Origin of the sequence: Brevibacterium oceani, from assembly GCF_017948325.1 — a bacterium.
Classification (GTDB): domain Bacteria; phylum Actinomycetota; class Actinomycetes; order Actinomycetales; family Brevibacteriaceae; genus Brevibacterium; species Brevibacterium oceani.
In genome coordinates, this window is record NZ_CP072846.1 from 3747986 (window position 1) to 3773946 (window position 25961).

Consider the following 25961-nt stretch of genomic DNA (forward strand, 5'->3'; position numbering starts at 1 on the left):
ATATAGGGCGCATCGTACGGATGCTTACGAATCGCGCCTTGCAATCTGCTGGGCTATTCAGAAAGGCACAATATGTTCAAGCTTCTTGACGAGCAGTCAAAGTTGACTCGCCGTCAGACGCTTATCGCAGTAGTCGCTGCATGGGCTGTCTGCCTCGAGTTCCTCGACTACTTCCTAATTGGATTCATCCTTACTTTCGTGTCCGGGCCATGGCATCTCACCTTTGTTCAGAGCTCATGGATTCTGCTCTCCTCCGGTTTGGGGGCGATCGTAGGTGCACTGTTCTTTGGCTGGCTTGCCGACCGTATAGGCAGGCGCAAAGTGTTCTTAACGACGATCACCATCTTTTCACTCGCCACATTAGCTTTAGTGTTCACGCCCGACGATCCCACGCTGGGTTGGGCGTGGCTGGTCTCATTCCGCGTAATAATCGGATTTGGTGCAGGTGGCTTGTATGTCGTCGACCTTCCACTTGTACAGGAGTACATGCCTCAAGCAATGCGGGGGAAGGTGACCGGACTCGTGACCTCCACGGTTCCGTTTGGATTCCTCCTAGGCTCTCTCATGATTTGGTTGCTGTCGGATGCCATCGGTTGGCGAGGAATCCTTATCGTGGCCACTGTGCTCGGGTTCAGCGTGCTCCTGCTTCGAGCCGAGATACCAGAATCGCCACGATACCTTGTTCGCCAGGGTGATATCGAGGGTGCGCGAAGATCTGTCGCCTGGGCCCTACATTTACCCATCGACCAGATTCCCGCAGAGGTCGACTTGCCACCGGAAGGTTCGGAAGCAAAAGTCGGCATTGGTCAGTTGATCAAGTATCCAAGAAGCTTCTGGACATCTGTACTTGCGAATATCGGGATGCAAACCGGCTACTATGGTCTCTCATTGTGGACACCAACTCTGCTTGTATTAATCGCTGGAATCAGTTCCGCGCACTCTGGCCTCTTCATGGTGTTCGTAACATTGGGAGCACTGGTTGGACGCTTTGCGTTTTCCTACATGTCGGAATGGATTGGACGACGTGCCGCTGGCGGAGTCGCAGCGATTGGTACCGTGGTCACACTGATCATTTCTGCTGTCACCTCTGACTTCACTTTTGCAGGACTATCGGTGTTCTTCCTGATGATGATTGGGGTCTACTTTTTCGGCGAAGGTGGATTCGCCATCGTCGGTCCTTACTCGGGCGAGGTCTGGCCGAGCCACCTTCGAACTACCGGGATGGGCTTCGCTTATGGAGTCGGTGGAATCGGAAAAGTGATTGGCCCACTTGGGCTGGCGATCATTCTCGGAGCAGATAGTCTGCTCAATCCTGAAGCATCGAAGGGTAGCGTCAGTTCAGCATTCTTCTACTTCGCTGCTTGGTTCGCGCTGACCGCAGTGGCATTCCTCATTATCGGCATTGAGACTCGCAATAAATCCATCCAGCAACTCGACATCGATCTCGAAGGACAGCGCCGGCTCCGGCATTTGAACGAGCTACCGTAGATTTACCAAAGAGAAGACTCTCCTTGACGCCGTTCTCGAGCTGGCTGACTGAGCCTATAGGTAGAGAGCCAATCCCGAGTATCTGCGACATCGTGGGATCACGGCGGTCATTCCGAAGAAAAAGACCTGATCGCGGCCAGCAAGAAGCAAGGACAACAAGGTGGGGGTCTCGACCTGCGTTTGACGCCGTGATCAGCGCTATCTTGACCTGGCTCCGGCAATATAGGCGACATGCTGTGAGTCTTGGAGTGGCTGGTCTGGGACCGGCTGGCGAGGATAGGAGTTGGTCGCTTCACTCCGGACGTGACTCAAGATATGCTGAGCCCCTTCTTTGAGGGATGCCTGCTAGGAATCTGTCCGTCCAGGGTGAGGCTGCCGGCACCGTCCTGGCCCACTCCGGCGACTTGATGAGAAGGCTGTCCGCTCACATTGTGAACGTGTCCCCATCACAGTACTGCCCCGATCTGGGTAGGAAAGACCTGTATTTGCCGGTCCACGTCCACCACGGCTCTGTAGGATCCCGGATTTCGTGCCGGAGATGTGTCAGTGGAAGCTCCCGCGTCAGCGTTGTTGCTGGTCAGCGGGGTGCTGAGTGTTGCAGATCCGCGGAGAAGCTGAAGATTGTGACAACTTAGTGAGATTCAGGCTACGTTCCACGCGAGTTTCGCCCCAGGTCACAGCGGTACGGCACTGACAGATCGCGTGGGACCCTACAGTCTTGTAGGTTCTCGGTTTTCGTGTCGGAATCTCAATTTCGTGGCGGTGGCGTGTCGGAGTTCTCAATTTCATGTCGGAGCGAGGAATGTAGGTTCTCGGTTTTCGTGTCGGAATCTCAATTTCGTGTCGGTGGCATGTCGGAGTTCTCAATTTCATGTCGGAGCGAAGAAGCTACAGGCATGACAACGACGAGGTTCTTGGACACGGAACTGATGTACCTCACAGAGGAGAGCACCTCGGTCGCGACGGCTGTGGGTGCTGTGAACGGCACTCGGTTTCGAGTTGGCGATCGAAGAGGCTGGTGCGATGAGCAGCTTCGTTGCCCCGGCCTGAAGACAGCACCTGGGTCGTGCCCTGGATGTCTGAACGCGAGATCGACTGGGCGAAGCGCCAAGCGATCACTGGGTCGGCTCCAGTGACTATCCGACGTCGAGCGCGGCGAGCTGCTCGGCGCTGCCGGTGACGACCAGGAGCAGCTGCTCACGGTCGTCCTCGACCCTCCAGTCGACGAACGAGCAGCAGGAGCTCTCGACCGCGACGAGCTCGCGCAGCCGCCGGACCGAGTCCTCGGTCCGCGAGTAGTGCACGACCAACGACGTCTCCGTGCGCTCGACGTCCAGGGCGTGTTCGCCGTCGAAGGCGCGCCAGCGCTCGATCTGCTCCCTGCCCGCGCCGGGAGTGAGCGTGCAGGCGATCGGGAGGTCTCCCAGCGGTCCGGTCCTGTTCACGTCACGACCCCGCCCTCCGTGCCGGAGCACAGCAGTCGTCCCGGCAGCCCTCGGCCTCGCGCTCCCCGGTCAGCGCCACCATCGATGCGGCGCAGCAAGCGTCGCCCCTCCACGCCTCGACGCCCTCTCGGACGGCGAGGACGGCGATGACGAGCGCAGCGACGGAGTCGGCCCACGCCCAGCCGAGCAGGGCGTAGAGCAGCAGCCCGACCAGCAGCGCCGCGGACAGGTACGTGCAGATCAGGGTCTGCTTGGAGTCGGCGACGGCCGACGCGGAGCCGAGCTCGCGGCCGGTGCGGCGCTCGAACCAGGACAGGAAGGGCATGACGACCAGGCTCAGCGCGGCGATCGCGATGCCTAAGGGGGAGTGCTCGGCCCCGCGGACGCCGAGCAGGGAGAGCACAGCGTCGACCGAGACGTAGGTGGCCAGGCCGAAGAACGACACCGCGATGACCCGCAGGGCGACCCTCTCGCGCTTTGCCGGGTCGGGGGCGGCGAACTGCCAGGCGACCGCCGCGGCGGAGAGGACCTCGACGACGGAGTCGAGGCCGAAGCCGATCAGCGCCGCCGAGGACGCCGCGCGGCCGGCCAGCAGAGCGACGACCGCCTCGACGACGTTCCAGCCGATCGTGATCGCAACGACGACCCGGATCCGACGCCGCAGGACCGCCGCACGGCCGGGCGCGGACAGGACCGCCGTCACTGTCGACCCCCTTCGTCGCAGCAGCCAGGAACCGAGCACTCCGGGTCCAGGCACGGCGCGCTCTCGTCGACGGCCAGCGTGACGTCCACCAGCGCCGTGAGCGCCGCCGCGATGTGCGGGTCGGCGATCTCGTAGCGCGTCTGTCGGCCCTCCGGCTCAGCGACGACGATACCGCAGCCCCTCAGGCAGGACAGGTGGTTCGACACGTTCGTGCGCGTCAGCCCGAGGTCACGGGCGAGCACCGCCGGGTAGCCGGGTCGCTCGATCAGCGACAGCAGGATGCGCGAGCGGGTGGGATCGGCCATGGCCCGGCCGAGGCGGTTCATGATGTCGACGCGCGAAGCAATGGTCAGCATGTACTGACCATACAGCAGATGCTGACCTATTGGCCAGAGCTCTGCGATCAGTCCTCCGGAGCGGCTGCGCCGGCGAAGGCCCTGAACGCGCACTCCGACCGGCAGGGCTCGTCGCTGTCGGGGCAGCCGTCGACGTGGTCCCGCGCCTCGCGGAGCTGTGCCTGCAGCTGCGAGAGCACCCGCAGCTGGCGCTCGACGGCGGCGATCTGCTCGGCCAAGAGAGGCTGCAGGGCGGCCTTCACCCCTGTGCAGGTCCCGTCGTCGGCGAGCTCGAGGAGCCGGCGGATCTCGGGAAGCTCGAGGCCGAGCCGCTTGGCCGCGGCGATGAAGTCCAGCCGCTCGAGGTGGCCGTCGTCGAAGTCCCGGTAGCCGTTGGGGCTCCGGGCCGTCTGGAGGATGCCGAGGCGCTCGTAGTAGCGCAGCGTGCTCGCGGGCACCCCGGTGCGCTCGGAGACCTCGGAGATCTTCATGCTCCGACCCTACGGCTCGCCGGCTTGACCTTCAACTCGGGTTCAAGGTCTAACGTTGCTGGCATGACCTACGTGATCGCCCAGCCCTGCGTGGACGTCAAGGACCGCGCGTGCGTGGACGAGTGCCCGGTCGACTGCATCTACGAGGGGAGGAGGATGCTCTACATCCACCCCGACGAGTGCGTCGACTGCGGTGCCTGCGAGCCGGTGTGCCCGGTCGAGGCGATCTACTACGAGGACGACCTGCCCGACCAGTGGTCGGACTACTACGCGGCGAACGTCGAGTTCTTCGACGGCGTCGGCTCGCCGGGCGGGGCGGCGAAGACGGGCGTGATCGACAAGGACCACCCGCTCGTCGCCGCGCTGCCGCCGCAGGCCCAGCACGGCTGATCGCAGGTCGCCGAAATCGCTGGACGCAGTCACCGCGTCCGGCGCAGAGACACGAGAACGAACAGAGGGAGACGCATGCGCGGGAGCGTGGAATGGATGGAGCGGCACCAGGTCGCGCTCTACGTCGCGGGGCTGGCCCTCGGGGCCGTGATCGGCCTGGTCTGGCCCGCCGTCGCCCACCCGGCCGAGCTCGCGATCCACCCGGTGCTGGCGCTGCTGCTCTACGCCACGTTCCTCGGCATCCCGTTCGCCAGGATCGGGCGGGCGTTCAGGGACTGGCGCTTCCTGTCGACGATCCTCCTCGTCAACTTCGTTCTGGTGCCACTGGTCGTCTGGCCGCTGTCGCGGATCGTCGCCGGGGACCAGGCGCTGCTCATCGGGGTGCTGTTCGTGCTGCTGACCCCGTGTATCGACTACGTCATCGTGTTCTCGGGGCTGGCCGGCGGCGACGAGGAGCGGCTCCTGGCCGCGGCACCGCTGCTGATGATCGCCCAGATGCTCCTGCTGCCCCTGTACCTGTGGCTCTTCGTCGGCGCAGAGTTCGTCGGCTCCGTCGAGTTCGGCCCCTTCGTCGAGGCGTTCGTGCTCATCATCGCCCTGCCGCTGGTCGCAGCTGCGCTCACGCAGCTCGCCGCCGCCCGCTGGCGCGTCGGGCGCAGGGCCGAGGAGGTCGTCATGGGCGCGATCGTGCCGCTGATGGTCGCCACTCTGGCGGTCGTGGTCGCCTCGCAGGTCGCCGGCGTCAGCGCCCGGCTCGGCTCGCTGCTGCTGGCGGTGCCGGTCTTCGTCCTCTTCGCCGCGGTGATGGTCGCGGTGGGGACGCTTGCCGGGCGCGTGGCGGGCCTCGACGTGCCCGGCAGGCGCGCGGTCGTGTTCAGCGGGGCGACGCGCAACTCGCTCGTCGTGCTCCCGCTGGTGCTCGCCCTGCCTGCGGCGTTCGACCTCGCCTCGCTGGTCGTGGTTACTCAGACGCTCGTCGAGCTCGTCGCCATGGTCGTCTTCGTCCGGCTCGTGCCGCGACTGGTGCCGACTGCTCGCGGGTCGGCCGCCGAAGCTCGGGCGTGAGACGAGCTACTGCTGCCCGATGGGCCCCGGGGACCGACGTCATGGAGGCGGCTCGGAAGCGTACGAGTCGCCTGATGGCGTCGCGGGCGTCCTTGAATATCGTTGCGGTGCCAGGGCTGGTTGTAGTCGCGGCGCTCACTAGCGTGTGAGGATCTTGACAAGTTAGTGAGACAGGTGGTGTCTCATGTTCGTGTCGCATCGCAGGTGAGCCCGGTGCACGCACGTCAAGTTCCGCGGGATCCTACACCAATTTGTAGGTTGTCGGTTTTCGTGTCGGAATCTCAATTTTGTGTCGGTGGCGTGTCGGAGTTCTCAATTTCGTGTCGGAGCGAGGAAGCTGGAGGCATGACAACGAAGTCGTTGTTAGAGACGGAATTGATCTATCGCACCGAGGAGGGCTCCTCGGTCACGACGACTGTGGGAGCTATAGATAAGACCCGGCTTTCGAAGGGTCTACCGGTCCGATCGCCCAGATCCTATGCACGTCAGCGTCACTACCCGGGTCTGTTCTGGTCTGCGACTACGGGCGGCCACGTACCGTACGAGAGCCGGTTGGAACTTGACCGACTGTGGGTGGCGGACTTCGACCCTCGGGTTGTCTGGATCTCCGGCCAACCGATGTGGTTGAGCGGCTGCGACGGTGAAGCGGTTCGTCGGCACGTACCTGATTTCTTGCTGACTGGCTCGGATGGTCGATTGACCGTAGTCGATGTGAAACCGGCCGAATTCGTCAGTCGGCCGAAAGTCGCGACTGTATTCGCATGGACACGACAGGTTTGCGAAGCGGCAGGGTGGCGAGACGAAGTGTGGTCCGGTGACGATCCCCGCCGTTTGGCGAACATCAAGGCTCTCGGATCAAGTCGCCGTCTCCAAATGTTCGGGCCACAGGATGTACGAGAATTCGACGGAGCTGGCGGCATGTCGTTTGGTGACCGCTTTCGGGCGTGGTCAGGGGAAAACGAGGTAAGCCTCGATGCCGCGATGGGGACATCCCAGCGTGTATGAGCAATATTTGAGGAGATCGCCGATGGCGTCGGTTGTTGAACTTTCGGTGGGCAAACAAGTGTGGTTCGAAGGCGAAATGTGGGAAATCGCTTCCATATCTGCGGCCGCCGCACAACTGTCTCGTGGCGACAAGTTCCGTTCGGTGGCGACGCTGTCGCTGTTAGATGGCGCGAAAATCATCGGTGACGATACTCAGGCTGCAGAAGATGAGGGGTCTCAGCCTGCATCGAATGTTGTGTTGAGTGATTTGAGTCCGGCTCAGCGGGCGAAGTTGGATCAGCGTGCTGAGGTCGTGCGCCCGTTGTTGGAGTATGACGGTGATGTCTCGTTGAAGCAGCGACTGCGAGAGGCTGCGGTCTCGGCGCAGGTGTCGACGCGCACGTTGGAGCGTTGGATGACCGGCTATCGTAGCGGCGGTTTGGCGGGTCTTGCTGATAGTCGAATGACTGGACGCTACGCCACGGGTATCGATTCGCGGTGGGATGCCGCCTGCGCCGAGGTTTTGGCGGAATATACATCGCGGTCGACTCCAACGATGGGAGTTGTCTTAGACAAGATCCAGCAACGGGTTGACGAGCAGCACGGGCCGGGAGTGGTGGGCACTCCGTCTCGGTCTAGTGCGTATCGTCGACTGAAGGAGCTGTCGAAGGGTCGACATGCTTTCGGAAGTGGTAAACAGCGGCGGTCAGTTGCCGATCGTCCCCGGGGCCCATATGGCAGGTTACGGGCGACACGGCCGGGTGAGTATGTGGTTCTGGATACGACGCCGCTAGACGTGTTCGCGATGGAACCGGTCACTTTGAGGTGGGTGCCTGTCGAACTGACTGTTGCTCAGGACCTGTTCACTCGTTGCATTCTGGGTCTTCGATTGACCCCTGTCTCGACGACCGCAGCAGATGTCGCGAATGTGCTGTACCAATGTGTGACTCCACAACCGAACGGTGATGATGACGGTGCGTGGCCGTTCCATGGAGTCCCGCGCAATGTGCTCGTCGGTACCGAAGAGCCGGATGGTGTGTCTCAAGAACGAGTCGCTGGGTTGCCGGCGTGCTTGCCGGAAGCGATCGTTGTCGATCACGGCAAGGTCTACCTGTCGTCGCATGTGACCTCGGCCTGCGCGCGGCTGGGCATCACGATTCAGCCGGCAATTCCTCACAAACCCACCGATAAGCCAACAGTCGAGCGGTTCTTCAAGACATTGCGCGAGGGCCTCTTGCAGCATCTTCCCGGCTACAAGGACCCGGACGTCTACAACCGTGGAGCGGACATCGAGGATCAAGCCTTCTACTATGTAGCAGAGCTTGAACAGATCATTCGCGAATGGGTTGGCCAAGTCCACCATTACACCAAGCACCGAGGGTTAAGCGTTCCGGAGGTGCCAAACGCGGAGTTCTCGCCTGCGGAGATGTTCGAAATTGGTCTGGCGAAGGCTGGCGGAGTGTTGGTACCGAGTTCGCCGGACCTGGCGTTTAGTTTTCTTGACGTCGCGTGGCGTTCGATCCAGCACTATGGTGTCGAGATCGACGGACGCCGGTACGACGGTGCCGCGTTGAATATGCATCGAAACTCCAAGTCCCCGTACAAGGGGGTTCATGCTGGGAAGTGGCCGTTGTTCGTTGATGCTCATGATGTTCGACGGGTGTGGTTCCAGAACCCAGACACTCTTGAGTTTGAACCGTTGGAGTGGGAGCACGCACCAGCGCTCGACCAGCCGTTTTCCCTGGAGGCGGCCAAGTACACGAAGTGGTTGGCGCTACGGTCCAATCGCCATGTGGACCCAACCCAAGCCGTCCAAGACCTGCTGAACTCATGGAATGAAGGCACTGTGACAGCGCGCCGGGATAAGTCGCTGGCTCTACGCCTCAGCACTACCCGCAGTCATGGCGTGTCCACAACCGAAGACGACAATCACGAAGCACGCGAGACGGCGTCTGTGCCGGCGGTGATCGATCTGCTCGAAGCCCGAAAGAACCGCAAAGCAAATGAGCTGGACCTCGTTGATGATCTCGACGATGTATTTGCCCGCTATTACAAAGAGCATCCTGACCAGGACGGTTTTGAGGTGTTCGACGAATGACGAATCGGTGGGCCCGGTGGTTGCGGGAGCATCAGCCACAGCGTTTCAACATGGCGACCAAACAGGGCTGGGACGCGTTCGCTCAATCTGCCCCACGTCCGGAGTTGGAACAGTTGTCGCGAACGGAGTTGAATCGGCTGAGCGATGAGGAACGAGAAGATTACGACGAAGCACGGTTGGTGTGGAACGCGAATCCTCCGGCAGTCAAGACCGTCCAATTGAGTAGCGCGTTCTCGGTAATGGACCAGGTGATGGCCTCGAACAGACGCGATGGAGATCGTTTACGGGGATCGATCGTGATCGATGCCGCCCCGGCACTGGGCAAGACCACAATCGCGACTCGTTTCGCAAGGGAATACCATCGCAAGACTTTGCGTCGTTTCGGTGCCAAGACTGGTGCCGGTCATCAGCGGTTGCCGGTGGCGTTCATCCCGTTGGATGCGGGTGTCACGCTCAAGGGATTGAACCAGAAAATCCTCGCCTTCTACGGTCATCCAGGCGCCAATCGCGCGACGACCGCACGGTTGGGCGCACTGGCGGTCGATTGCGTGCGCTCTTGTGAAACCCAGCTCATTGTCATCGACGATCTGCACTTCATCGATTTCAAACATCGCCATGGACGCGAGGTCAGCAACCATCTGAAAGGCCTGGCGAACGAGATGCCGGTGACGTTCGTCTATGTGGGTGTGCGTTTGGCTGAGAAGCGATTCTTCGACGAAGGATTAATATGAGAAGATGCCGCATATGCGCAAACATCACGCCGTTCGACCCGCGTCCCGGTCGCACCGTTTAACCGCACTACCAATGCCGGAACTCGCGCGTGGTCGCACCTGCTGACGAAGCTCGAAGAGCACCTGTTACTCGTCGACGGAGAACCTGGCATGTTGGTGCGTCAGGCTGCGGAGCTCCATCGTCGCACACAAGGTCACATTGGTTCCCTGACGAACTTACTCGACCGTGCTAGCTACCTCGCGATCACCACCGGAGTCGAAACCATTACCCCGGAGATTCTGTCTGCGGTCACGATCGACAATGCAGCCGAAACCAGCGCCCGCACAGCCTAACGACAAGTGCGCATCGACGCGCTTGCGAGGAATCACCTCTGGCTACGACCTCGACGCGTGGCCACTGGCACTGCCCATTGAGCCCGATGAAACCCTCTCGAGCTGGTGGGCACGCATAGCCTCCCGATTCGGTGTCTCACCGGCAGCCTTGTTTCGCGAAGTCGGGTTCCGAATGGGTTCCTACACCCCGTGGCGAGTGGAGCAACGACTCGCGCGCCCCAGTTCCCCATTGAGTGTTCGAACCGGGGTATCCAACGAAACCAGGGCTCAGGCTCACACTGCTCAGGCACGTATTTCAGATCTTCTCGCAAGCGTGACTCAGCGGTATCACGCATCGACATTCTCTTCGAAGCCCTCATTTGGGAGCCGTTTTTGTCCTTCGTGTCTTGCTGAGACCGGGACATGGTCCGGGCTGTGGCGAAGTCCCCTCGTCACTATGTGCCCCCGCCACCTTGTGATGCTCGTCGATGTATGTCCTCAGTGCGGTGGCCGCCCCTTTTCCGGTCCGGCATGGGCGATGCACGAACGCGAGAACTCTCGCTGTACCGAAAATCTCCCGAGAGACACTAGCCCCCGTAAGCGGCGGAAACCCTGCGGTGCCGATCTCACCCAAACCCCAACGTCGACAGCCGATCCGAGCCTTGTGGCGGCCACTGAACTATTGCTCGAGGACGAGGAAGATTCGGGCCAAGACTGGGTGCTTGCAGGACTTCCTGCTACACAACCAGAGGCCCGGGACGGTCTTGTCCTATTGACTCTTGATGCTCTTGCTATCAAGGAACGAGAGCCAAGGACGGTAGACGCAGTAGCGACAGCTCTCGAGCACGCATATGAAGTACTCACGAGCCCGGACCTGACCACCGCCGCTGCCCTCGCCGATCACTATCGCCTCCTCGACGCAAGTGGCCCCTTCGCAGCAATCGGACCAACCCAGAAATTGCGTGACCACCCAATTCACTCTGTATTGCATGCCATCCGCTTGCACAGTCTGCGCGATCATCTTCCGCCGGGAACGCAGCTGGCGTTCCGCATTGGGTCCGACTGGCCGCGGATCCCGAATGCATTGCGCCACCGTCACACTCCGGTGCCCACGTACTGCGAGGACTGGCGTCTCCCGCCGGCACCGTTCGGGGCGATTCCACAGCTCTACTGGGAAAATGGCCTACCTGGCATCGGATCAATCACGAGCGAGCGGGCCGATTCGCTCTCAGCATCGCCATCGCCTCAGTGGGCCGTAACATCACCACCGCGTCAGCGGCCGAGCGCCTCGGTGCACCAAAGGTTCAGGCTGCACGAGTCGCCCACGACTGGGCCAAACTCAGTGATCAATGCGGATGGCCGGCCCTGCGGCAAGCGATCGTGACTGCCGCTACCCAGCTGACTCACGAGCCCGGAACGATTGACTATCGGCGGCGGCGAGAGGAGCTTGCCACCATTGCTGATCTTGACACTCGGTTTCCCGAGTCTGAGTGGTCAGATGCCGAACGCTTGTGGTTGTGGGCGATGTTTACGCAGAGTAGTCCCCGGTTCACTCCAGAAGCCTGGGGTAACCGTCGGTTTCCAGCGATTGTCCCCGAACGCCCAGAAGTGAGGGAGTACAACGATGGCGACGTCAGAGAGCTCCTCGCCAGCACACGATCGGGTCTCGAGAAGCCGCCATGAAGTGAATGGGAACGAATGTGTGGCGTACACCCGTGGTCGGCGGACTGTCAGCGGGCCGAGCGATCGACCGAGAGACTCGGCCGTGAGGCACAACTTGCTCTTGCACCTGGCAACAGCGACGATCCACTCCTGAGTCTTCGATGCGCCAATTTCTGGAAGTACAACCAGCACAGTGACGAGAATGCCAGCTTCCGTCTGCTCTCACACCTTCGCCCGTGGCAATGACGAGCGAATTCCAACAGATCATCGTGATGGCCTCGAATACATGCCCAAGGTGGCACGTGCACTTGGTGTCGCCTTCGGTCCGAAGAGTGTCACCGACGTCAATGCTCCCCGATTACTGTGTTCTTGAACGGGAATATTCTCCCCCGGTGCGAGTGAGGTCCAAACCGGTCGCGATCAGCGCGGACCGCAGATCACCGTGGTGATACTTACCCCGCGATGCCGACATGCGCCTCCACACTCAAACCTCTTGACCCCACCCCAGAAGTCACTCTAGCGTCATTGTGGACAGAGTGAACATTATGCCGCGAGATCACAACACCGGAGCGAACGGGGACAAACAATGACGACCGGACGGAAGTTGATAGTCACTCAGAACGTCACGCTAGACGGGTCGATCGAGATGCTCGGCCCCTGGTTTTCACCCGAAGCTGAGAACGACCAGGACGACCTGATCGAGGAGATGGCCCGGCAGGATGCCACCAACGACGCCGTACTATTCGGCCGGCGAACATTCGAAGACATGCGCGGCTATTGGCCGCAGCAGACCGACGATCGCACCGGAGTCACCGAGACCCTGAACAAAGTTACCAAGTACGTCGTGAGCTCCACCCTGGGCGACCCCGGCTGGGAACGCTCCATAGTGCTCACCGGAGACCCGATTGAAGAGGTGCGGGGCCTGAAGGAGACCGATGGGCAGGACATCGTGTGCACCGGTAGTATCAGCCTCGTGCACGCGCTCATCCCGTCAGGCCTGGTCGACGAGTACCGCCTCTTCGTCTATCCCGCCGTTCAGGGACATGGGCGACGGCTCTTCCCCGACGGCCACGTCATCTCCCGGCTGGAGCTGTTGGAGACCAAGTCGTTCCAGTCTGGCGTGGTTCTCACCACCTACCGCCCGCTGTGACCGTTCGGGAAGGACAGCAAGTGACTGGCATCACCCCACTACCGGTCGCCCTGTCATCGGTATGATCACGATCGTGGGGCGCAGCGCCGAGTGTGATTACTGTTCGTTTCCGCGTACCAAGCAGAAGACGTTGCCTTCCGGATCCGCCAGGACATGCCAAGTCATCCATTCAGCTGATCCTTGCCCAATATCGATCTGCTGTGCTCCCTGGTCGAGTAGTCGGTCGAGTTCTTGTTGCTGGCTACCTTCCGCAGCAACTAAGTCGAGGTGCCACGTGTTTTTTCCGGACGGGGCGGGCTCGTCGGTCCACCTGAAGTCGATCAGCAATCCTTCGCCACCAAGGCGAACACCGTCAGCTCCGTGCGGTGTGCGTTGGAAGTCACGAGCGACCTCTTCCCACCCGAGAACCTGTTGCCAGAAGTGAGCTAGGAGTTGCGGGTTCTGGCAGTCGACATTCAACGACTCGATTCGGCTGATCGTCGCAAAGTTGTCTAGTGACGGTGCGATGTCGGGCTTGCGCGCAGACATGGGGCCGGCGGCACGTCGGCGCGCGAACGCTATCCAGCTGATTGCGGCTTGGACAGTCCCAAACACCACCAGCACTGCAAACAGCGGTGTATATCCGTAGTTGGCCACGATCATGCCGACAGCGAGAGGGAAGGCTAGTGTTGCGCCTTGGAAGATAAGTCCAGCGAGCGGCAACACGCGGGCACGGACGGACTCCTCGGAGACGTTGACGACCTCTGCTTGCGCCGTGGGCAGAGCCAGTCCATAGCTCAGCCCCAACACTGCCGAAGTCAGCGCATAGAGGGCCTGATTGGAACCGATGACCGCAAATGCAGACACCGTGATTGCCATAACGCTGACCGAGACCGCAATGACTAGCCTGGAGTCGTAGGCGGCCATGCGGCGGGCGATGACGAATCTGACGAGGATAACTGCGGCACTGTAGGTCAAGTAGAAGACTTGGTAGCTGAGATTGTGGTCAGCAGCAAAGAGGGTCTGGAACTGGGTCATCGCTGTGAAGAGGCATGCGAACAGCCCGACCACTATCAGCCAGGAGGCGGCCTCGGAGCGCAGTATTGTCCTGGTCGCCTGCGCTAGAGAGGGCAGACTCGCATCTCTGTTGGCGACAGACGATGGGAGAGTCCGTGAAGTGGTCGCGGCTACTCCAACGATGGCCGCCACCGCCGCAAGACTGACAACTGCTGCAACCAGGAAGGTGCCACGAAATCCCAAGGGAGTGCTGAGCAATGCCGCTCCCACCACGGGCCCGAGGCCGATCCCAAGCTGTTCACTGCCGGTCAAGTAGCCAAAGAAGGTGGATCGGTCGGAATCAGTGACCATAGCGCTCATCACCATTGGCGCTGCAGTGTAGATCACCGCCCAAGCAGTACCCACTGTCACTCCAACGCCGATCAGCGGCAACCACCCGCCAGTCACTAGAGCGGCTATCCCTGCTGCTATGGCAACGAAACCAGCGGCTAACGCGAGGACCCATACTGGGCGTAGCGCCTGCGGCCATCGGGTCAATGCTAAGAGGCAGACCAGCGCGGGGATTACCGCAGAGGACAGAATCAGCCCAAAATTGCCCTCATCCCCGCCGAGTTGTCGGACATATAGCGGTAGCAACAACAACATGCCGTAGCCGGCAGAGACGCCGAGTGCTCCCACCATCAGCAGCACGACCGGAATCCAGGAAGAACTCGTAGGCACCGAAGCCTCATTGCGAACGGCTTGCATTACACTCTCCTAACGGTCTATTCGTTCTACATCAGTTAGACTATGAAAAGAAATGATAACGTGTCAATACCGAAAGAGGCATTAGGTTATGGCGGACGCGGTTCCTCTGGATCCAGGCGAGTACTCTGGGACCTACAAGGCAATCGGCGGGTTTCTCTCGCTCGATTTCGCCAACCTCGTCAGTTTCCGCGCCGGGGATAGGCCGCATGACTGGCTCGCCCCAGCCGAGAACCTCTCCCATTGGGCGGAGCTGTTTGTCGGCGATCCGTTCGAGAGGGGGTGGCAGCCAAGCGCGCAGACCGTCGACCAAGCGATTGAGCTGCGCGAGCGTCTGGCTACGATCTTCACCGAAGTGGCCGCTAGCATCGCGCCCAACGCGCAGGATTTGACCGAGGTTGCCGCCGCGGCGCGCAGAGCCTGGTCACATCAAGAACTCATCAGCGTTGGGCCGAGAGTGAGCTGGATTTTTCTCCCCGACCATCCGCTTGATTGCCGATTGCTGGACCTACTCGCACTGGACGCAGTTCGTTTGCTCACTACGGACGACCTAACGCGGCTGCGCGTTTGCCCCGGATGCGGCTGGGTATTCGTGGACAAGTCCCCAACTCGACGGCGGCGATGGTGTGACCCCGCCGACTGCGGCAACCGCGCCCGGCAACGCAGACACTACCGACGAACCCGTCACGACGACACCGATCCCAGGGCATGCGAGGAATGATTTCCTACGGTGCAAACTTTGAGTCATTTTTCGAGTTCATCCACCGGTGACTAGTACGACCTTGACACGATTGCGCCGCGTGTCAAAGGTCCGTGTGTCACGGCAGTCTACTCGAGTGGAAGTTCCACGCGGACTGGGTCCCGAGGGGTGTCACGACAGTAGTGACCACAGGGCCCTCCTGGCCAGGACCGCTACTCAGTCCTCCCGCTGATCACTCGAACCCTGGCGAAGGTGCAGACCATAGCGGTTCCGGTAATGGGCTCCAACGATCTTTTGGGTAACGAGCAGGACCATGACAGTCACAACAAGAAGCACATTGTCGAGTAGCGGAACGAGGTCGACAGGAAGAGTCAGGGCCAACAGCAAACGTATGACAGCGTCAACCAGAAAGCCAGCTCCCCACGCCGCGGTCAAGACCCGCAATGCTCGACGGAATACGCTCGAGCCCTGCCACCGGCGGTCCCAACGTTGGCGCGCTTCCGCGGACTGGAACATACGGGCGCCATCAAAGAGCAACGGTCGTCGCAGGCAAAGCGTCACCAGCAACCATGCCCCTATCAGCGCCGTGCCGGCGGCATTGCGCACCAATAGCAGACGCGCGTCACCGGTCACCAAGGACGAACCCGCCGAGATGACCAGAATCGCGAGTACCGTGATGCTTACCGTATCCAGTCGGCGTCGATGCACGGCAGTGAAGATCGTCTCAATCGCAGTAATGGTTGTCCCCGCCATGAGAGCAATCCACGGTCCTGCTCCAAGTGCCCGAAGCCCGTAGAACACGGCTAGCGGCGCCACAAGGTGGGTCAAGACTACGACTACTGCCGGTCGATCGCGGCCTACTCGTGCGGTCATGAGTTCCTTACAGAGTCTCGGGACCGAGTGATCGTCAGCGAGAATGTATGGATCAGCTCCTGACGATATGAATCGAAGTCGAGCGGGGGATCGGCGTGCAGCCACTGCGCAGCGCGTTCGATCGAGGCCCGAATCATGACGGCGACTGCCTGCACGTCGAACATTACGAACTCTCCATTCTCTTGCCCTTCATACAAGATGGAAGCCAGCCCCTCGATCACAGGCTGCTGTACTCGCATCGATGTAGCGGTGTCACCCGAGCGGGTCGAAAGGTGTGGTCCGATTTCAGTGAGTGCGGCAATCTCGCGAGGGTGGTCCCGGAGAAATTCGAGATTCGCACCGATATAGGTGCGCAAGCGCTCCAGTGCGCTGCCAGCACCTTTCATCCGCTCGTCCATGAAATGGGCGGCGTCGCTGTATATGTCATTGACGATCTGCCAAAGCAGTTCATTCTTGTCCTCGAAGTGGTAGGAAATCAGTCGTTGACTGCTCAGTCCGGCGCGGCGCGTGATCTCAGCGAACGATGTCTTGTCGAACCCCACGTCCGCTAATGTCTCGATCGCCGCCCGCACGATCTGAGTTCTTCGTGCCGTAGAGATAACCGATCTGACCTTTACCTGCATAGGTTATTTATAACCTATGCAGGTAAAATTGTCGAGCACAGGACACCGATAGTTCGGTTCTTCAGCAGCCAGGTCGCAAAAAGCTTCATCACCCCCGTCCTGCGATCACTTCGACTGTCAGCTGCGTTCCGCTTAGCCTGCCGAGGTGCCTCGATGCAGGTCGGGCGAAAGACCACGCGAGGCGGCCATCCGCTCCAGCAGGCCATACAGAAACTCAATCTCGCTCGAGTCCAGGCAGTCCGTGTATGCCTGTTCGTGAGCTGCCGCGAGCGGACGGATTTCACCGAGGACCCTCTCACCCTCTCCAGTAAGAGCAACCTCGTGAATGCGTCGATCCCTTTTACTCCGCCGACGCTCTATATAGCCATTGCGTTCAAGACGGTCCAGGACCGCAACGATCCGGCTCGGGCCCACCCCGATCTGCTGACTGAGCACGCGCTGGCTGACTCCGGGAGTGCGAGCGACCAGGCGGAGGACTCCGGCTTCCGACGCAGTGATGTTCAAAGGCAGGAGGGCCTGCTCGAATCGGCTCGCCGCGTCCGAGCCGAGCTGAGAGAGCAGGAAAGCAATTCGGTGGTGAGGCTGTGGCATGGAGTTCATAGGAACAATGATAGACCCCTTGATGAATCATTCATAGGGTGTATGATCGGCCCCATGAATGACTCGCAAAGAACTCAAGCCGATCAACACATCACGAAGCGGCGTCGGCCCGATGGACCCCATCCTGGGATCGTCGGAAGCGTCTGCCTCGCTCTGTTCCTGATGAGCCTCGTACTGATGGCGGCCCTCAGCCAGGGCAACACCATCACTTCCCCGTTTGCAGATGATTCGTCGGACTTCTTCACACAGCACGGACTCGCGGTTCGTCTATCTGCACTGTTTCAACTTGGCGCGTCTGTCCCTATGGGCATCTACGCCGCGACCATGTACGCCCGCTTCCAGCGACTCGGCGTCAGAGTACCCGGACCTGCGATCGCATTCTTCGGCGGAATCAGCGCCTCAATACTGTTGGCAATTTCAGCAGTTCTGACGTGGACTGCAGGACAAGACGCCATCGCCACACACCCGGAGCTGACCCGCGCCCTTGGCTTCCTCGCCTTTGGGACCGGCGGATACGCCCACTTACCCGGACTGGGTCTGCTCGTCGCCGGTATAGCGGTTCCAGGCCTGATCAAGCGTCTGCTGCCGGCACCTTTCGCCTGGGCCGGCCTTGTCGTCGCCGCGGTCTGTGAGCTCAGCATCCTCGCCATGGCCCTCGAACCGCTCCAGCCCCTCATCCCGGTCGGGCGCTTCACTGCCCTCGCATGGATCGCAACCACCGGCTTCCTCGTCCCCCGCAGTCGGCAACGTAAGAACACAACGAAGGAGTAATGATGAACACCGTCAACGACACACTGGCCACATGGGCTGACTCGGAACGCCTCTGTGATGCATCGACGACGAACAGCCTACTTACTGATGATTTCCTCGGCATCGGGCCAGTCGGCTTCCAGCTGCAGAAGGACGCCTGGGTGCAGCGACTCACCGACGGGCAACTGGACTATGAGGAGCTCTCGCTCGACGAAGTCAGCATCCGAGAATACTCCGGCTCAGCGATCGCCGTCGCTCGTGTGAACACAAGAGGCTCCGCCCGCGGCCATCCACTGCCCACCACGCGAACCACATTCCACCTGGTGCGCATTAACGACGAATGGCGAATCGCCGGCATCCAACACAGCTTCATCGCCGGTGCACCAGGCTCACCAGTACCAGGGAAATAGAGACGATTCAGCTCGGATCTGATGCTGACCGGGGAGACCGGACGGAATGTTCAGTTGCTGTTCGCAATATGACGGGAAGCGCATCCACCGGGCCCGACATCCCACTGCCTAGCCGCGATGAAGCGATGGCCCCCCGCTCGCTTCGATTTTCGGCTAGACGCCTCCGATTAAGACTCCACTCACTCTACTTTCGACGGGCTACACTACCGGCGACGGTCCCCGTCGGTGCGGTCCACACGACGACCACCTACACATTGAGGAGCAGCCATGGACTTCCACGTACTCGATCGCGCCGATGGGCGAGAAGACGGCGCGGACTGGACACAGAACTACTCAGAGATCCCCGCAAACCCCGGAATCTCCCTCATTTTCGAATCCACCACCAAGGCGGGCCTGGGCCCCCGACTCCACCTCCACCCATACCCGGAGACTTTCATAATTCGCCGAGGGGGCGCGACGTTCACAGTGGGCAAAGACGATATCGATGCCCACGCCGGACAGATCCTCGTCGTTCCGGCAGAGACTCCGCACAAGTTCGTCACCCACGAAGGCGGGTACGAAGCAGTCCACATCCACTCCAGCCCACGCTTCGAGACTACTTGGCTGGAATAGCCAACCGGTTCGCCCATCCTCGCGGACGCTCGATGTCAGAAGCAGACGAATGGAACCGGTAGGTGCCGAACAGAGACATGGTAATCGACTACTTTCGGTTGGCCTCGGGCAAACGACGGACCATGACGGCCAGGGGTCTTCTTCCGGGGTTAAAGCAAAATTGAACGCGGAAGGACCGCTGGCCGGACGCCACGGAGGATCCGAACCTGCGATGGCTCCCCTCCTCGGGATCGCCTTCGGCCGCTTTCTCGCGCGCATCCCGTACCTGGCGAATCTCCGCTTCGACGCTTCACAGTGCGCAGATGGAATGCCAAAGACGAATGCTCCTACTGCACTTCAAAGGCTCGGATAGTGAATCTGTTGCTACGCTCAGGGAACTCGAGGTAGTAATGTCAGATCCGCCTGACGATTCTGACAAAATGACGAGGCAACGGCTGTTTCCGATTGATGCTCCTTCCCAGGTCGGCGAAGACCGCTACTGACAAATTCCGCGAAACCCTACATATGTCTTGTAGGATCCCGGCAAGTTGTCAGTAATCTCATCTATCTGTCAGTGGAGTGACAGTAGTCTCACCAATCTGTCATTAACTGTGTCGATGGTCTTGGGGAGGATGAGTGGGATTGCCAGAGCAGAATAGAAACATGACCAACCACGAGCGTTCGTTTCAGATCCCGTTCAATCCCACTTCCCGCGACTTCGCGGGCTACCCGATGCCGGTCTCCGTCCCAGATGGAATGCGTCTCGAACTGAGTCGCTCGCGAATCATCCCCGGACAAGAGGATGTCTTCGACGAGTGGATGGACATGCTCAACAGTCGGCCCACCGAGCTCCAAGAAGGCCTGTCCGCAGAGAGGCAGGTCTTCGAGGCAACATTTCGAAGCATTGAGGCAGATGGTTCGACGTGGATTTACCATCTCTCCCTCGTGGGCGTCGACGGCAGTGAGAATGATGAATCGATCGCGGTGGACGCTGATCATGTTGCCTACAGTGGACGTGCCAAAGAACCAGGTTGGGAAGAACTTGAGCCGCGGTTCATGCTGGTCCCCAGCGAGTTTCTCAACCTGATGAAAAGATTCGCTGAAACAGGGCAATGCGATTTCAAAGATGACCACGACTGAGCACTCCCAGACTTAAGTTGTCCGTGTCTCGAGGTTCGAGTCTATGAACTGCCGTGTTTTCCGACGCGAGCAGCGTGGGTTTGGATGTGGCCTTTGCGCAGTCACCAGCGGTTGGTGGGCACACAGCAAAGTGGACTGGTGCAAATACCGGGGGATAGTTGCAAATACGGGGAGATAGTGGGATAGTACTAGTGCGGACCCGTCCAACGAACGTTGGATCACGGGTCCAGCTTCTTTTTACGACACGTCATGTGTTCGTGTACCGGTTGGGTCAAGAGTCGGCCACCACTTCCACGCGAATTTCTTCTGGGGCAGCGCCAGCACATTCTGGTAAGCGGCGTAGGCAACAATATCGGCGATCTGAATCCACTGGCTCAAATGTGAGTGTTGGAACGACGGGTCTTCCAAGATGCGTCGGCTCTCAACCTCGAGGTCGCGATGTGCCCGCCGATAAATCTGATCGGTTCCATCACCATCCATGTAGATCAACCCCCATTCCCCGGCAGATGCAAGCTCGCGCTCGAGGGTCCCAACCAGTTCTCGATAAACACGTTCGCGTTCGTCTCGGTAGGCTTGCCGCCTCGCAGTCGTGCGCGCAAAAATCGTGCCAGAACCTAACCACGACCACTTCCCGAAACGAGCAAATGTTTCGTCAAGGACGAGAGAGCGATTGGCTTTGCTCCGATTCCAGCCATCTTCGAAAGTCGAAGGGTTACCACGTCCATTCGCGAATTTGGTCATATGCAGTTCGTAGTTCTTGGGGATCCCGTAGCTATCCCGCATCCAAGCGCGCCAGTCAAGAACTTCTTGGAGACCTTCGCGCCACTGGTCGGCAGAAATAGAGACCCAGCTGTAAGCCACTATGCCGGATGATCCAGCACCAGAGTCGTCGACGTAGATGAGTCGTACTGGAGCGGCTGCGGAAGTCGTCATTTCTTGACCGTACCTGAGTTGCCCTAAGGACGAACGCGGACCGGGCTATGGGGAGGCAGGATGAGGACGTTTCCATTATGCGCATGAGGATTTTGACAAGTTAGGGAGACAGATCCCGTCTCATGGTTGTGTCACATTGCAGGTCACCGCGCTGTGCCTATGACAAGTTCCACGAGATCCTACAATTGCAGGTTCTCGGTCAAGAGGTTGCGCGGATAGGGGGTCATCTCCAGTCATAGCGCTTGACGGGGCTGGCAGCCCACCGACAGTGAGTCCATGACATCTGCAGCAGTCACTTGTCAGATCCAGGCCGATGACTTGGTCGAAAGCCTCGAACACGATCTGTTCGAGGCGGCGAACACTGCGTGGGCGATCCATTCATCGCGGTGGCATCGCAATGTTGTGGCTGAGACCAGGCCATCGGCATGTTTGGTGCAGGCACCGCCGAGGACGAGTCAGGTGAGGATCTTGTCGAAGACGATCCGATCAGCAACTCGCCGTCGGTGGCATCCGAGGGGGTGGTCGTCGTTGATCGTGGGCAGAAATGTCTTGAATTGGCGCTAGATAGGGGCGATGACTGAAGATGGAAAGGCTGGCACGGGGAAGCTGTCCTTATGTCTTCGACTGTGATGGTTGCACTTCCATCGAAGCTGACGCTTCTCCGTGTCAGCCTGCTACGACACGCCGGGTGCAGGATACGCACACTCCGCACCTATCCGCGCAACCTCTTAGAATCACGATTCGTCTTAGCGTCCCCTCTTCGAAGGTGGCCGCTCACCTCGCGCACTGGCCTATGAAAGGACGTCACATTTTCATCGTCACTGGAGCGACGGGAAACAGGCCGGCACGGATCGGCCACTTTGCGCAATCACGCCCGAAACTCGCCGAGGAACTTGGACGCGACCACGCAGTATCGCTACGCAATGGGCGGAGGAAAACGCTCGCTGAGTATGCAGATGGAACCGAGGGTCTCTGATCGATTCACCGGACGCGAATGGGCGATCCGGTCCCAGCGGGGCAACCGGAATATCCAAGGGCAGGACGCACCTGGCCGCTGAGCGTTGAGGTACCGGCTGGCGAACCGCCACGTTGACGATCTGTTACCCAGCACATCACGCCTGGGGACGATCAACTGGCATGGTTGATGACGCTCACATTCGTTTGAAAGCAGACAATGGAACCACAGCATCTGATGGCCTGGGCGCTTGTGACGGTCATCGGCGCGGCCACACCTGGTGTTGATCGGATGATCGCTCTTCGTGGTGAGGATCGGCGGAGCCTGTTATCTCGTGTGGCTTGGCTATATGGCGATCTGAAGGTCCCTTCCACGCAACCGGACGACGGACAACGGAGACTGCGACACCGTCTCCACAGAACTCTGCCGACGCTGCTCACAGCGGGCTGATCAGCACCATGATCAACCCCGAGGTCGGAGTCTTCTACATCAGCATCCTCCCCCAGTTCCTTCCCACAGAATCGCCCGCCGCCGGCTGGGGCGTATTGTTGGTGTCCATTGCGCTTGCCATCGGAATCGTGTGGCGCTCGACGATAGTACTTGCCGCTACGCGCGCTCGAGGCGTGCTCGCCCGGGAACGTGTCAAGATCTGGCTCGATCGCACGAGTGCTGCTGTGATGATGGCTCTTGGAGCGCGGTTGGCCACCGAACACTGATGAACGAACTGGAATCCGGGACTGAGGCGGAAGGCAATCGACAATGAACTCGAATGTGAACAATGCGTACAGCGATGACAACTCGACAACGAGCTCGACCCGAGAGATTCTTTCCGAGATCTGTCTCAGGACCGGTTTGGAGTATCCGGAGCTGGCGCAGGATGCTCTTCGGTTCGTCCGTGCGAGGGAGCACCCGGCCGTGTTCAACCATAGCCTCCGGACGTACCTCTATGCTCGCCATCTGGCCGCCGTCGATGATCAAGATTTCAGCGAGGACGCTCTTTTCGCAGCATGCCTCTTTCATGACGCAGGCACCGTTGAAGACTTCAACGGCGACCAGAGATTTGAGATCGAAGGTGCGGATGCGGCGGCACGGTTTCTCGACGTCGAAGGCTGGACGCCTGCGGAGATCGAACCTGTCTGGGAGGCGATAGCGCTGCACACCTCTGCTGGGATCGCCGAACGCTTCGGCACTCTTCCTCGATACCTTCGTTTGGGCGTCAGAGTCGATTTCGGAGATCACGATCTCCTCGGTGCCCCGGATGTTCTCGCCGACGCGGAAGCCGCTTTCGCCCGCCTCGACATCGAGCGGATCCTCAGTGAGCTGGTCGTAGCGCAGGCGACCGTGCGCAGCCAGAAGGCTCCGCCGGCGACATGGCCCGGCGAACTCCTCCGCGCACATCTTGCCGACCCTGATTCCGACCTGCCGAACCGGGCGTTCTAGCCTCGACAGAGGAGGGATGCAATCGATTCGATTCGGAAAGAGGCTCCAGTTCGACGTAGAAGTTCGACCGTCGGCTCCGCACTCCTCATACTTCTCAGCACTGCTCCGTCATCGGCGACTCGATCGTGAATTGCTGCTCACCGACTTCCTGGACACCTGCAGGCTCTCGGACTTCAAATCGGATAGTCGACCCCCCGCTGGTGATCAGCCGCCGGCTCTGCTGCCTGTCAGAGCCGGACAGAGGGCGAACAAACCGCTAGTGGCCACCGCCGAGGCCGCCTGTGAGGCGAGCATGGAACGCAGTCGTGAAGTCGTTCATGCCGACGAACTCCACAGATTTCCCGTGCTGCTCGTATTTGGTCTCGATCGTATCGAGAGCGGCGACGGTCGACGCGTCCCAGATATGCGACTTCGTGAAATCGATGACTACCTGATCCGGATCGTCAGCGTATTCGAACAGTGTCGTCAGGTCGTTGCTGGAGGCGAACAGAAGCTGCCCTTCGACTGCATAGTGCGCGACCTCCTGACCACTCTGTACCTGGATCTCACGACGGACGTCGATGAGATGGGCAACGCGACGGACGAACATCACAGAGGCCACGAACACCCCGACAACGACGCCGATGGCGAGGTTATGAGTCGCGACGACCACGGCGACGGTGATGACCATGACGGCCGTTTCGCTCTTGGGCATTCGCTTGAGCGTGGCGAGTCGGATCGAGTGCCAGTCGAAAGTGCCGACCGAGACCATGATCATCACGGCGACGAGGGCCGCCATCGGAATGACGGACACGACGTCGCCGAGCGCGACGACGAGGATCAACAGGAACAACCCGGCGAGGAAGGTCGATATGCGGGTGCGGGCGCCGGAGGCTTTGACGTTGATCATGGTCTGGCCGATCATGGCGCATCCGCCCATACCGCCGAAGAACCCCGAAAGAATGTTCGCCACTCCCTGGCCCCATCCTTCACGGGTCTTGCTCGAGTGCGTGTCTGTGACATCATCGACGAGCTTCGCCGTCATCAGTGATTCCATGAGCCCGACGAGGGCCATCGCCAGAGAGTACGGGGCGATGATCGTCAACGTCTCCCAGGTCAGGGGGACGCCGGGGATGAACAGCTCCGGCAGACTGCGGGGCAGCTCCCCCTGATCGCCGACGGTGGGGACGTTGATCGCGAAGGCCACGACGGCGACGGTGACGATGATGATCGATATCAGCGGAGCGGGGATGACTTTGGTGATCTTCGGCATGAAGATCATAACGACCAGACCGACCGCGACGAGCGGGTAGACCATCCAGGGGACATCGATCAGCTGTGGGAGCTGAGCCGTGAAGATGAGAATCGCCAGAGCGTTGACGAATCCGACCATGACGCTGCGCGGAATGAAACGCATGAGTTTCGCGGCACCGAACGCGGCCAGCACGATCTGCAGCACTCCGGCAAGCAGGACGGTGGCGATGAAGTAGTCCATGCCGTATTCACGGGCCACCGGTGCGATGACGAGCGCGACTGCGCCGGTCGCGGCGGTGATCATCGCCGGGCGCCCGCCGACGAAGGCAATGGTCACTGCCATGATGAATGAGGAGAACAGGCCGACCTTCGGGTCGACGCCGGCGATGATGGAGAACGAGATCGCCTCAGGGATCAGCGCCAGCGCAACGACCAGTCCTGCCAGAACTTCTCGCGTGAGGATACGCGGAGTCTTCAGCGCGGTCGACACTGAGGGGTCGGGAAGGCAGCGGCTCCGATCGCCGGCGGTGGTCGTGGTCGTCGTCATGTTTGAGCCTCCAAGGCCGGGAGCACGTCGGGTGTGACACCATCTGAATGAGAGATGTGCTTGAGCGCGGTCGGCATGCTCCCGCTTCACACGGAAGATGAAATCCGGGAACGCACTGAGCCGCCATACGGGCGCCGAAGTCAACCCTAACGTAACGTAAGGGTTGCCGTGAATTGAGGAGAGTGTCGATGGCCGAGACCGGAATGATGCACATCGGAGAGTTGGCTGAACGTACGGGGCTGTCGCTGCGAACGATTCGCCATTACGACCAGATCGGCCTGCTGACCCCTTCGGGCAGGTCGGAGGGAGGTTTCCGCCTCTACACAGAAGACGATCACGACCAGCTGATGCTGATTCGCAGGATGAAGCCGCTGGGGTATTCGCTGGAGCAGATGGGTGACCTGCTCCGGGCACTGGAGAGTGCTCGCGGAAGCGAGCCGTTCCGGGCCGATGGAGCGAATGAGCTGACGCACTTTCTCGATGATGCTCACGAACGCCGCGACAGACTTGCACGGCAGCTCGCCGCCGCTGATGAGTTCATCGATCAGCTCAACTCACGGATCATTGCGTAG

26 protein-coding genes are annotated in these 25961 nt (G+C 60.3%); 16 read left to right on the forward strand and 10 right to left on the reverse strand.

Annotated features, from left to right (window positions below):
• Positions 1–72: 72 nt before the first annotated feature.
• Positions 73–1488 carry an MFS transporter gene (locus J9314_RS16685; protein ID WP_210603408.1) on the forward strand — a complete coding sequence of 472 codons (1416 nt, stop codon included), beginning with the start codon at positions 73–75 and terminating at the stop codon, positions 1486–1488.
• A gap of 1136 nt (positions 1489–2624) precedes the next feature.
• Here J9314_RS16685 and J9314_RS16690 read toward each other — a convergent pair.
• From J9314_RS16690 to J9314_RS16705, 4 genes are read right to left on the reverse strand one after another with little or no spacing between them, the layout of a single operon-like run.
• Positions 2625–2933, reverse strand: a complete 309-nt coding sequence (locus J9314_RS16690; RefSeq protein WP_210603409.1) for a hypothetical protein — start codon at positions 2931–2933, stop codon at positions 2625–2627.
• A gap of 1 nt (position 2934) precedes the next feature.
• Positions 2935–3636 carry a cation efflux transmembrane domain-containing protein gene (locus J9314_RS16695; RefSeq protein ID WP_246490465.1) on the reverse strand — a complete coding sequence of 234 codons (702 nt, stop codon included), beginning with the start codon at positions 3634–3636 and terminating at the stop codon, positions 2935–2937.
• Complete coding sequence (cmtR, locus tag J9314_RS16700; RefSeq protein WP_210603410.1) at positions 3633–3992, reverse strand: Cd(II)/Pb(II)-sensing metalloregulatory transcriptional regulator CmtR; 360 nt, start codon at positions 3990–3992, stop codon at positions 3633–3635. The genes J9314_RS16695 and cmtR overlap by 4 nt, the downstream gene beginning before the upstream one ends.
• 47 nt (positions 3993–4039) lie before the next feature.
• Entirely contained in the window at positions 4040–4462 is a 423-nt protein-coding gene (locus tag J9314_RS16705) for a MerR family transcriptional regulator (RefSeq protein ID WP_210603411.1), read from the reverse strand.
• Between the two features lie 63 nt (positions 4463–4525).
• Here J9314_RS16705 and fdxA point away from each other — a divergent pair, with 63 nt between their 5' ends.
• From fdxA to J9314_RS16740, 7 genes are all read left to right on the forward strand, one after another.
• A complete protein-coding gene (fdxA, locus tag J9314_RS16710; RefSeq protein WP_210603412.1) occupies positions 4526–4852 on the forward strand; it encodes a ferredoxin in 327 nt (108 codons plus the stop codon).
• 75 nt (positions 4853–4927) lie between these two features.
• Positions 4928–5917, forward strand: coding sequence for an arsenic resistance protein (locus J9314_RS16715; RefSeq protein ID WP_210603413.1), 990 nt, complete (start codon positions 4928–4930; stop codon positions 5915–5917).
• A gap of 345 nt (positions 5918–6262) precedes the next feature.
• On the forward strand, positions 6263–6922 hold the full coding sequence (locus J9314_RS16720) for a TnsA-like heteromeric transposase endonuclease subunit (protein ID WP_210603414.1): 660 nt from the start codon (positions 6263–6265) through the stop codon (positions 6920–6922).
• A 22-nt stretch (positions 6923–6944) separates the two neighbouring features.
• Positions 6945–8999 carry a helix-turn-helix domain-containing protein gene (locus tag J9314_RS16725; protein WP_210603415.1) on the forward strand — a complete coding sequence of 685 codons (2055 nt, stop codon included), beginning with the start codon at positions 6945–6947 and terminating at the stop codon, positions 8997–8999.
• Positions 9000–9049: 50 nt separating this feature from the next.
• Entirely contained in the window at positions 9050–9730 is a 681-nt protein-coding gene (locus J9314_RS19260) for a TniB family NTP-binding protein (protein WP_246490466.1), read from the forward strand.
• A gap of 301 nt (positions 9731–10031) precedes the next feature.
• Positions 10032–11426: a TniQ family protein gene (locus J9314_RS19485; protein WP_210603416.1), complete on the forward strand. Its 1395-nt coding sequence runs from the start codon at positions 10032–10034 to the stop codon at positions 11424–11426.
• Between the two features lie 864 nt (positions 11427–12290).
• The gene (locus tag J9314_RS16740; RefSeq protein WP_210603417.1) at positions 12291–12854 is read left to right on the forward strand and encodes a dihydrofolate reductase family protein; all 564 of its coding nucleotides are present in this window, start codon (positions 12291–12293) and stop codon (positions 12852–12854) included.
• A gap of 96 nt (positions 12855–12950) precedes the next feature.
• Here J9314_RS16740 and J9314_RS16745 read toward each other — a convergent pair whose 3' ends face one another.
• A complete protein-coding gene (locus tag J9314_RS16745; protein WP_210603418.1) occupies positions 12951–14597 on the reverse strand; it encodes an MFS transporter in 1647 nt (548 codons plus the stop codon).
• 88 nt (positions 14598–14685) lie between these two features.
• Between J9314_RS16745 and J9314_RS16750 the strand changes: the two genes are divergently transcribed.
• Positions 14686–15315 carry a CGNR zinc finger domain-containing protein gene (locus tag J9314_RS16750; protein ID WP_210603419.1) on the forward strand — a complete coding sequence of 210 codons (630 nt, stop codon included), beginning with the start codon at positions 14686–14688 and terminating at the stop codon, positions 15313–15315.
• Between the two features lie 195 nt (positions 15316–15510).
• Here J9314_RS16750 and J9314_RS16755 read toward each other — a convergent pair whose 3' ends face one another.
• From J9314_RS16755 to J9314_RS16765, 3 genes are all read right to left on the reverse strand, one after another.
• Positions 15511–16167, reverse strand: a complete 657-nt coding sequence (locus tag J9314_RS16755) for a VC0807 family protein (RefSeq protein ID WP_281412343.1) — start codon at positions 16165–16167, stop codon at positions 15511–15513.
• A complete protein-coding gene (locus J9314_RS16760) occupies positions 16164–16790 on the reverse strand; it encodes a TetR/AcrR family transcriptional regulator (protein WP_210603421.1) in 627 nt (208 codons plus the stop codon). Before J9314_RS16760 ends, J9314_RS16755 begins: the two co-directional genes overlap by 4 nt.
• Positions 16791–16922: 132 nt before the next feature.
• Entirely contained in the window at positions 16923–17390 is a 468-nt protein-coding gene (locus tag J9314_RS16765; RefSeq protein WP_210603422.1) for a MarR family winged helix-turn-helix transcriptional regulator, read from the reverse strand.
• A 303-nt stretch (positions 17391–17693) separates the two neighbouring features.
• Between J9314_RS16765 and J9314_RS16770 the strand changes: the two genes are divergently transcribed.
• From J9314_RS16770 to J9314_RS16785, 4 genes are all read left to right on the forward strand, one after another.
• The gene (locus J9314_RS16770) at positions 17694–18161 is read left to right on the forward strand and encodes a hypothetical protein (RefSeq protein WP_246490467.1); all 468 of its coding nucleotides are present in this window, start codon (positions 17694–17696) and stop codon (positions 18159–18161) included.
• Entirely contained in the window at positions 18161–18550 is a 390-nt protein-coding gene (locus tag J9314_RS16775) for a nuclear transport factor 2 family protein (RefSeq protein ID WP_210603423.1), read from the forward strand. The genes J9314_RS16770 and J9314_RS16775 overlap by 1 nt, the downstream gene beginning before the upstream one ends.
• 267 nt (positions 18551–18817) lie before the next feature.
• Positions 18818–19162 carry a cupin domain-containing protein gene (locus tag J9314_RS16780; protein ID WP_210603424.1) on the forward strand — a complete coding sequence of 115 codons (345 nt, stop codon included), beginning with the start codon at positions 18818–18820 and terminating at the stop codon, positions 19160–19162.
• A gap of 642 nt (positions 19163–19804) precedes the next feature.
• The gene (locus J9314_RS16785; protein WP_210603393.1) at positions 19805–20281 is read left to right on the forward strand and encodes a DUF6176 family protein; all 477 of its coding nucleotides are present in this window, start codon (positions 19805–19807) and stop codon (positions 20279–20281) included.
• Positions 20282–20518: 237 nt separating this feature from the next.
• On the opposite strand, the gene J9314_RS16790 is transcribed toward J9314_RS16785, so the two are convergent.
• The gene (locus J9314_RS16790) at positions 20519–21214 is read right to left on the reverse strand and encodes a DUF3800 domain-containing protein (protein ID WP_210603394.1); all 696 of its coding nucleotides are present in this window, start codon (positions 21212–21214) and stop codon (positions 20519–20521) included.
• A 1413-nt stretch (positions 21215–22627) separates the two neighbouring features.
• On the opposite strand from J9314_RS16790, the gene J9314_RS16795 reads away from it, so the two are divergent.
• Both J9314_RS16795 and J9314_RS16800 read left to right on the forward strand, forming a co-directional pair.
• Positions 22628–22885, forward strand: a complete 258-nt coding sequence (locus J9314_RS16795) for a LysE family translocator (RefSeq protein ID WP_246490468.1) — start codon at positions 22628–22630, stop codon at positions 22883–22885.
• Positions 22886–23084: 199 nt separating this feature from the next.
• Entirely contained in the window at positions 23085–23609 is a 525-nt protein-coding gene (locus J9314_RS16800) for an HD domain-containing protein (RefSeq protein ID WP_210603426.1), read from the forward strand.
• Positions 23610–23865: 256 nt separating this feature from the next.
• Here J9314_RS16800 and J9314_RS16805 read toward each other — a convergent pair whose 3' ends face one another.
• Positions 23866–25389: a SulP family inorganic anion transporter gene (locus J9314_RS16805; RefSeq protein WP_210603427.1), complete on the reverse strand. Its 1524-nt coding sequence runs from the start codon at positions 25387–25389 to the stop codon at positions 23866–23868.
• Between the two features lie 188 nt (positions 25390–25577).
• Here J9314_RS16805 and J9314_RS16810 point away from each other — a divergent pair, with 188 nt between their 5' ends.
• The gene (locus J9314_RS16810; protein ID WP_169253366.1) at positions 25578–25961 is read left to right on the forward strand and encodes a MerR family transcriptional regulator; all 384 of its coding nucleotides are present in this window, start codon (positions 25578–25580) and stop codon (positions 25959–25961) included.

Bases quoted from the DNA above. Each gene is read 5' to 3' on its own strand.
- J9314_RS16685 (WP_210603408.1), top strand. From the start codon at position 73: ATGTTCAAGCTTCTTGACGAGCAGTCAAAGTTGACTCGCCGTCAGACG.
- cmtR (WP_210603410.1), bottom strand. From the start codon at position 3,992: ATGCTGACCATTGCTTCGCGCGTCGACATCATGAACCGCCTCGGCCGG.
- J9314_RS16705 (WP_210603411.1), bottom strand. From the start codon at position 4,462: ATGAAGATCTCCGAGGTCTCCGAGCGCACCGGGGTGCCCGCGAGCACG.
- fdxA (WP_210603412.1), top strand. From the start codon at position 4,526: ATGACCTACGTGATCGCCCAGCCCTGCGTGGACGTCAAGGACCGCGCG.
- J9314_RS16715 (WP_210603413.1), top strand. From the start codon at position 4,928: ATGCGCGGGAGCGTGGAATGGATGGAGCGGCACCAGGTCGCGCTCTAC.
- J9314_RS16720 (WP_210603414.1), top strand. From the start codon at position 6,263: ATGACAACGAAGTCGTTGTTAGAGACGGAATTGATCTATCGCACCGAG.
- J9314_RS16725 (WP_210603415.1), top strand. From the start codon at position 6,945: ATGGCGTCGGTTGTTGAACTTTCGGTGGGCAAACAAGTGTGGTTCGAA.
- J9314_RS19260 (WP_246490466.1), top strand. From the start codon at position 9,050: ATGGCGACCAAACAGGGCTGGGACGCGTTCGCTCAATCTGCCCCACGT.
- J9314_RS19485 (WP_210603416.1), top strand. From the start codon at position 10,032: ATGCAGCCGAAACCAGCGCCCGCACAGCCTAACGACAAGTGCGCATCG.
- J9314_RS16740 (WP_210603417.1), top strand. From the start codon at position 12,291: ATGACGACCGGACGGAAGTTGATAGTCACTCAGAACGTCACGCTAGAC.
- J9314_RS16745 (WP_210603418.1), bottom strand. From the start codon at position 14,597: ATGCAAGCCGTTCGCAATGAGGCTTCGGTGCCTACGAGTTCTTCCTGG.
- J9314_RS16750 (WP_210603419.1), top strand. From the start codon at position 14,686: ATGGCGGACGCGGTTCCTCTGGATCCAGGCGAGTACTCTGGGACCTAC.
- J9314_RS16755 (WP_281412343.1), bottom strand. From the start codon at position 16,167: ATGACCGCACGAGTAGGCCGCGATCGACCGGCAGTAGTCGTAGTCTTG.
- J9314_RS16760 (WP_210603421.1), bottom strand. From the start codon at position 16,790: ATGCAGGTAAAGGTCAGATCGGTTATCTCTACGGCACGAAGAACTCAG.
- J9314_RS16765 (WP_210603422.1), bottom strand. From the start codon at position 17,390: ATGAACTCCATGCCACAGCCTCACCACCGAATTGCTTTCCTGCTCTCT.
- J9314_RS16770 (WP_246490467.1), top strand. From the start codon at position 17,694: ATGGGCATCTACGCCGCGACCATGTACGCCCGCTTCCAGCGACTCGGC.
- J9314_RS16775 (WP_210603423.1), top strand. From the start codon at position 18,161: ATGATGAACACCGTCAACGACACACTGGCCACATGGGCTGACTCGGAA.
- J9314_RS16780 (WP_210603424.1), top strand. From the start codon at position 18,818: ATGGACTTCCACGTACTCGATCGCGCCGATGGGCGAGAAGACGGCGCG.
- J9314_RS16785 (WP_210603393.1), top strand. From the start codon at position 19,805: ATGACCAACCACGAGCGTTCGTTTCAGATCCCGTTCAATCCCACTTCC.
- J9314_RS16790 (WP_210603394.1), bottom strand. From the start codon at position 21,214: ATGACGACTTCCGCAGCCGCTCCAGTACGACTCATCTACGTCGACGAC.
- J9314_RS16795 (WP_246490468.1), top strand. From the start codon at position 22,628: ATGATCAACCCCGAGGTCGGAGTCTTCTACATCAGCATCCTCCCCCAG.
- J9314_RS16805 (WP_210603427.1), bottom strand. From the start codon at position 25,389: ATGACGACGACCACGACCACCGCCGGCGATCGGAGCCGCTGCCTTCCC.
- J9314_RS16810 (WP_169253366.1), top strand. From the start codon at position 25,578: ATGGCCGAGACCGGAATGATGCACATCGGAGAGTTGGCTGAACGTACG.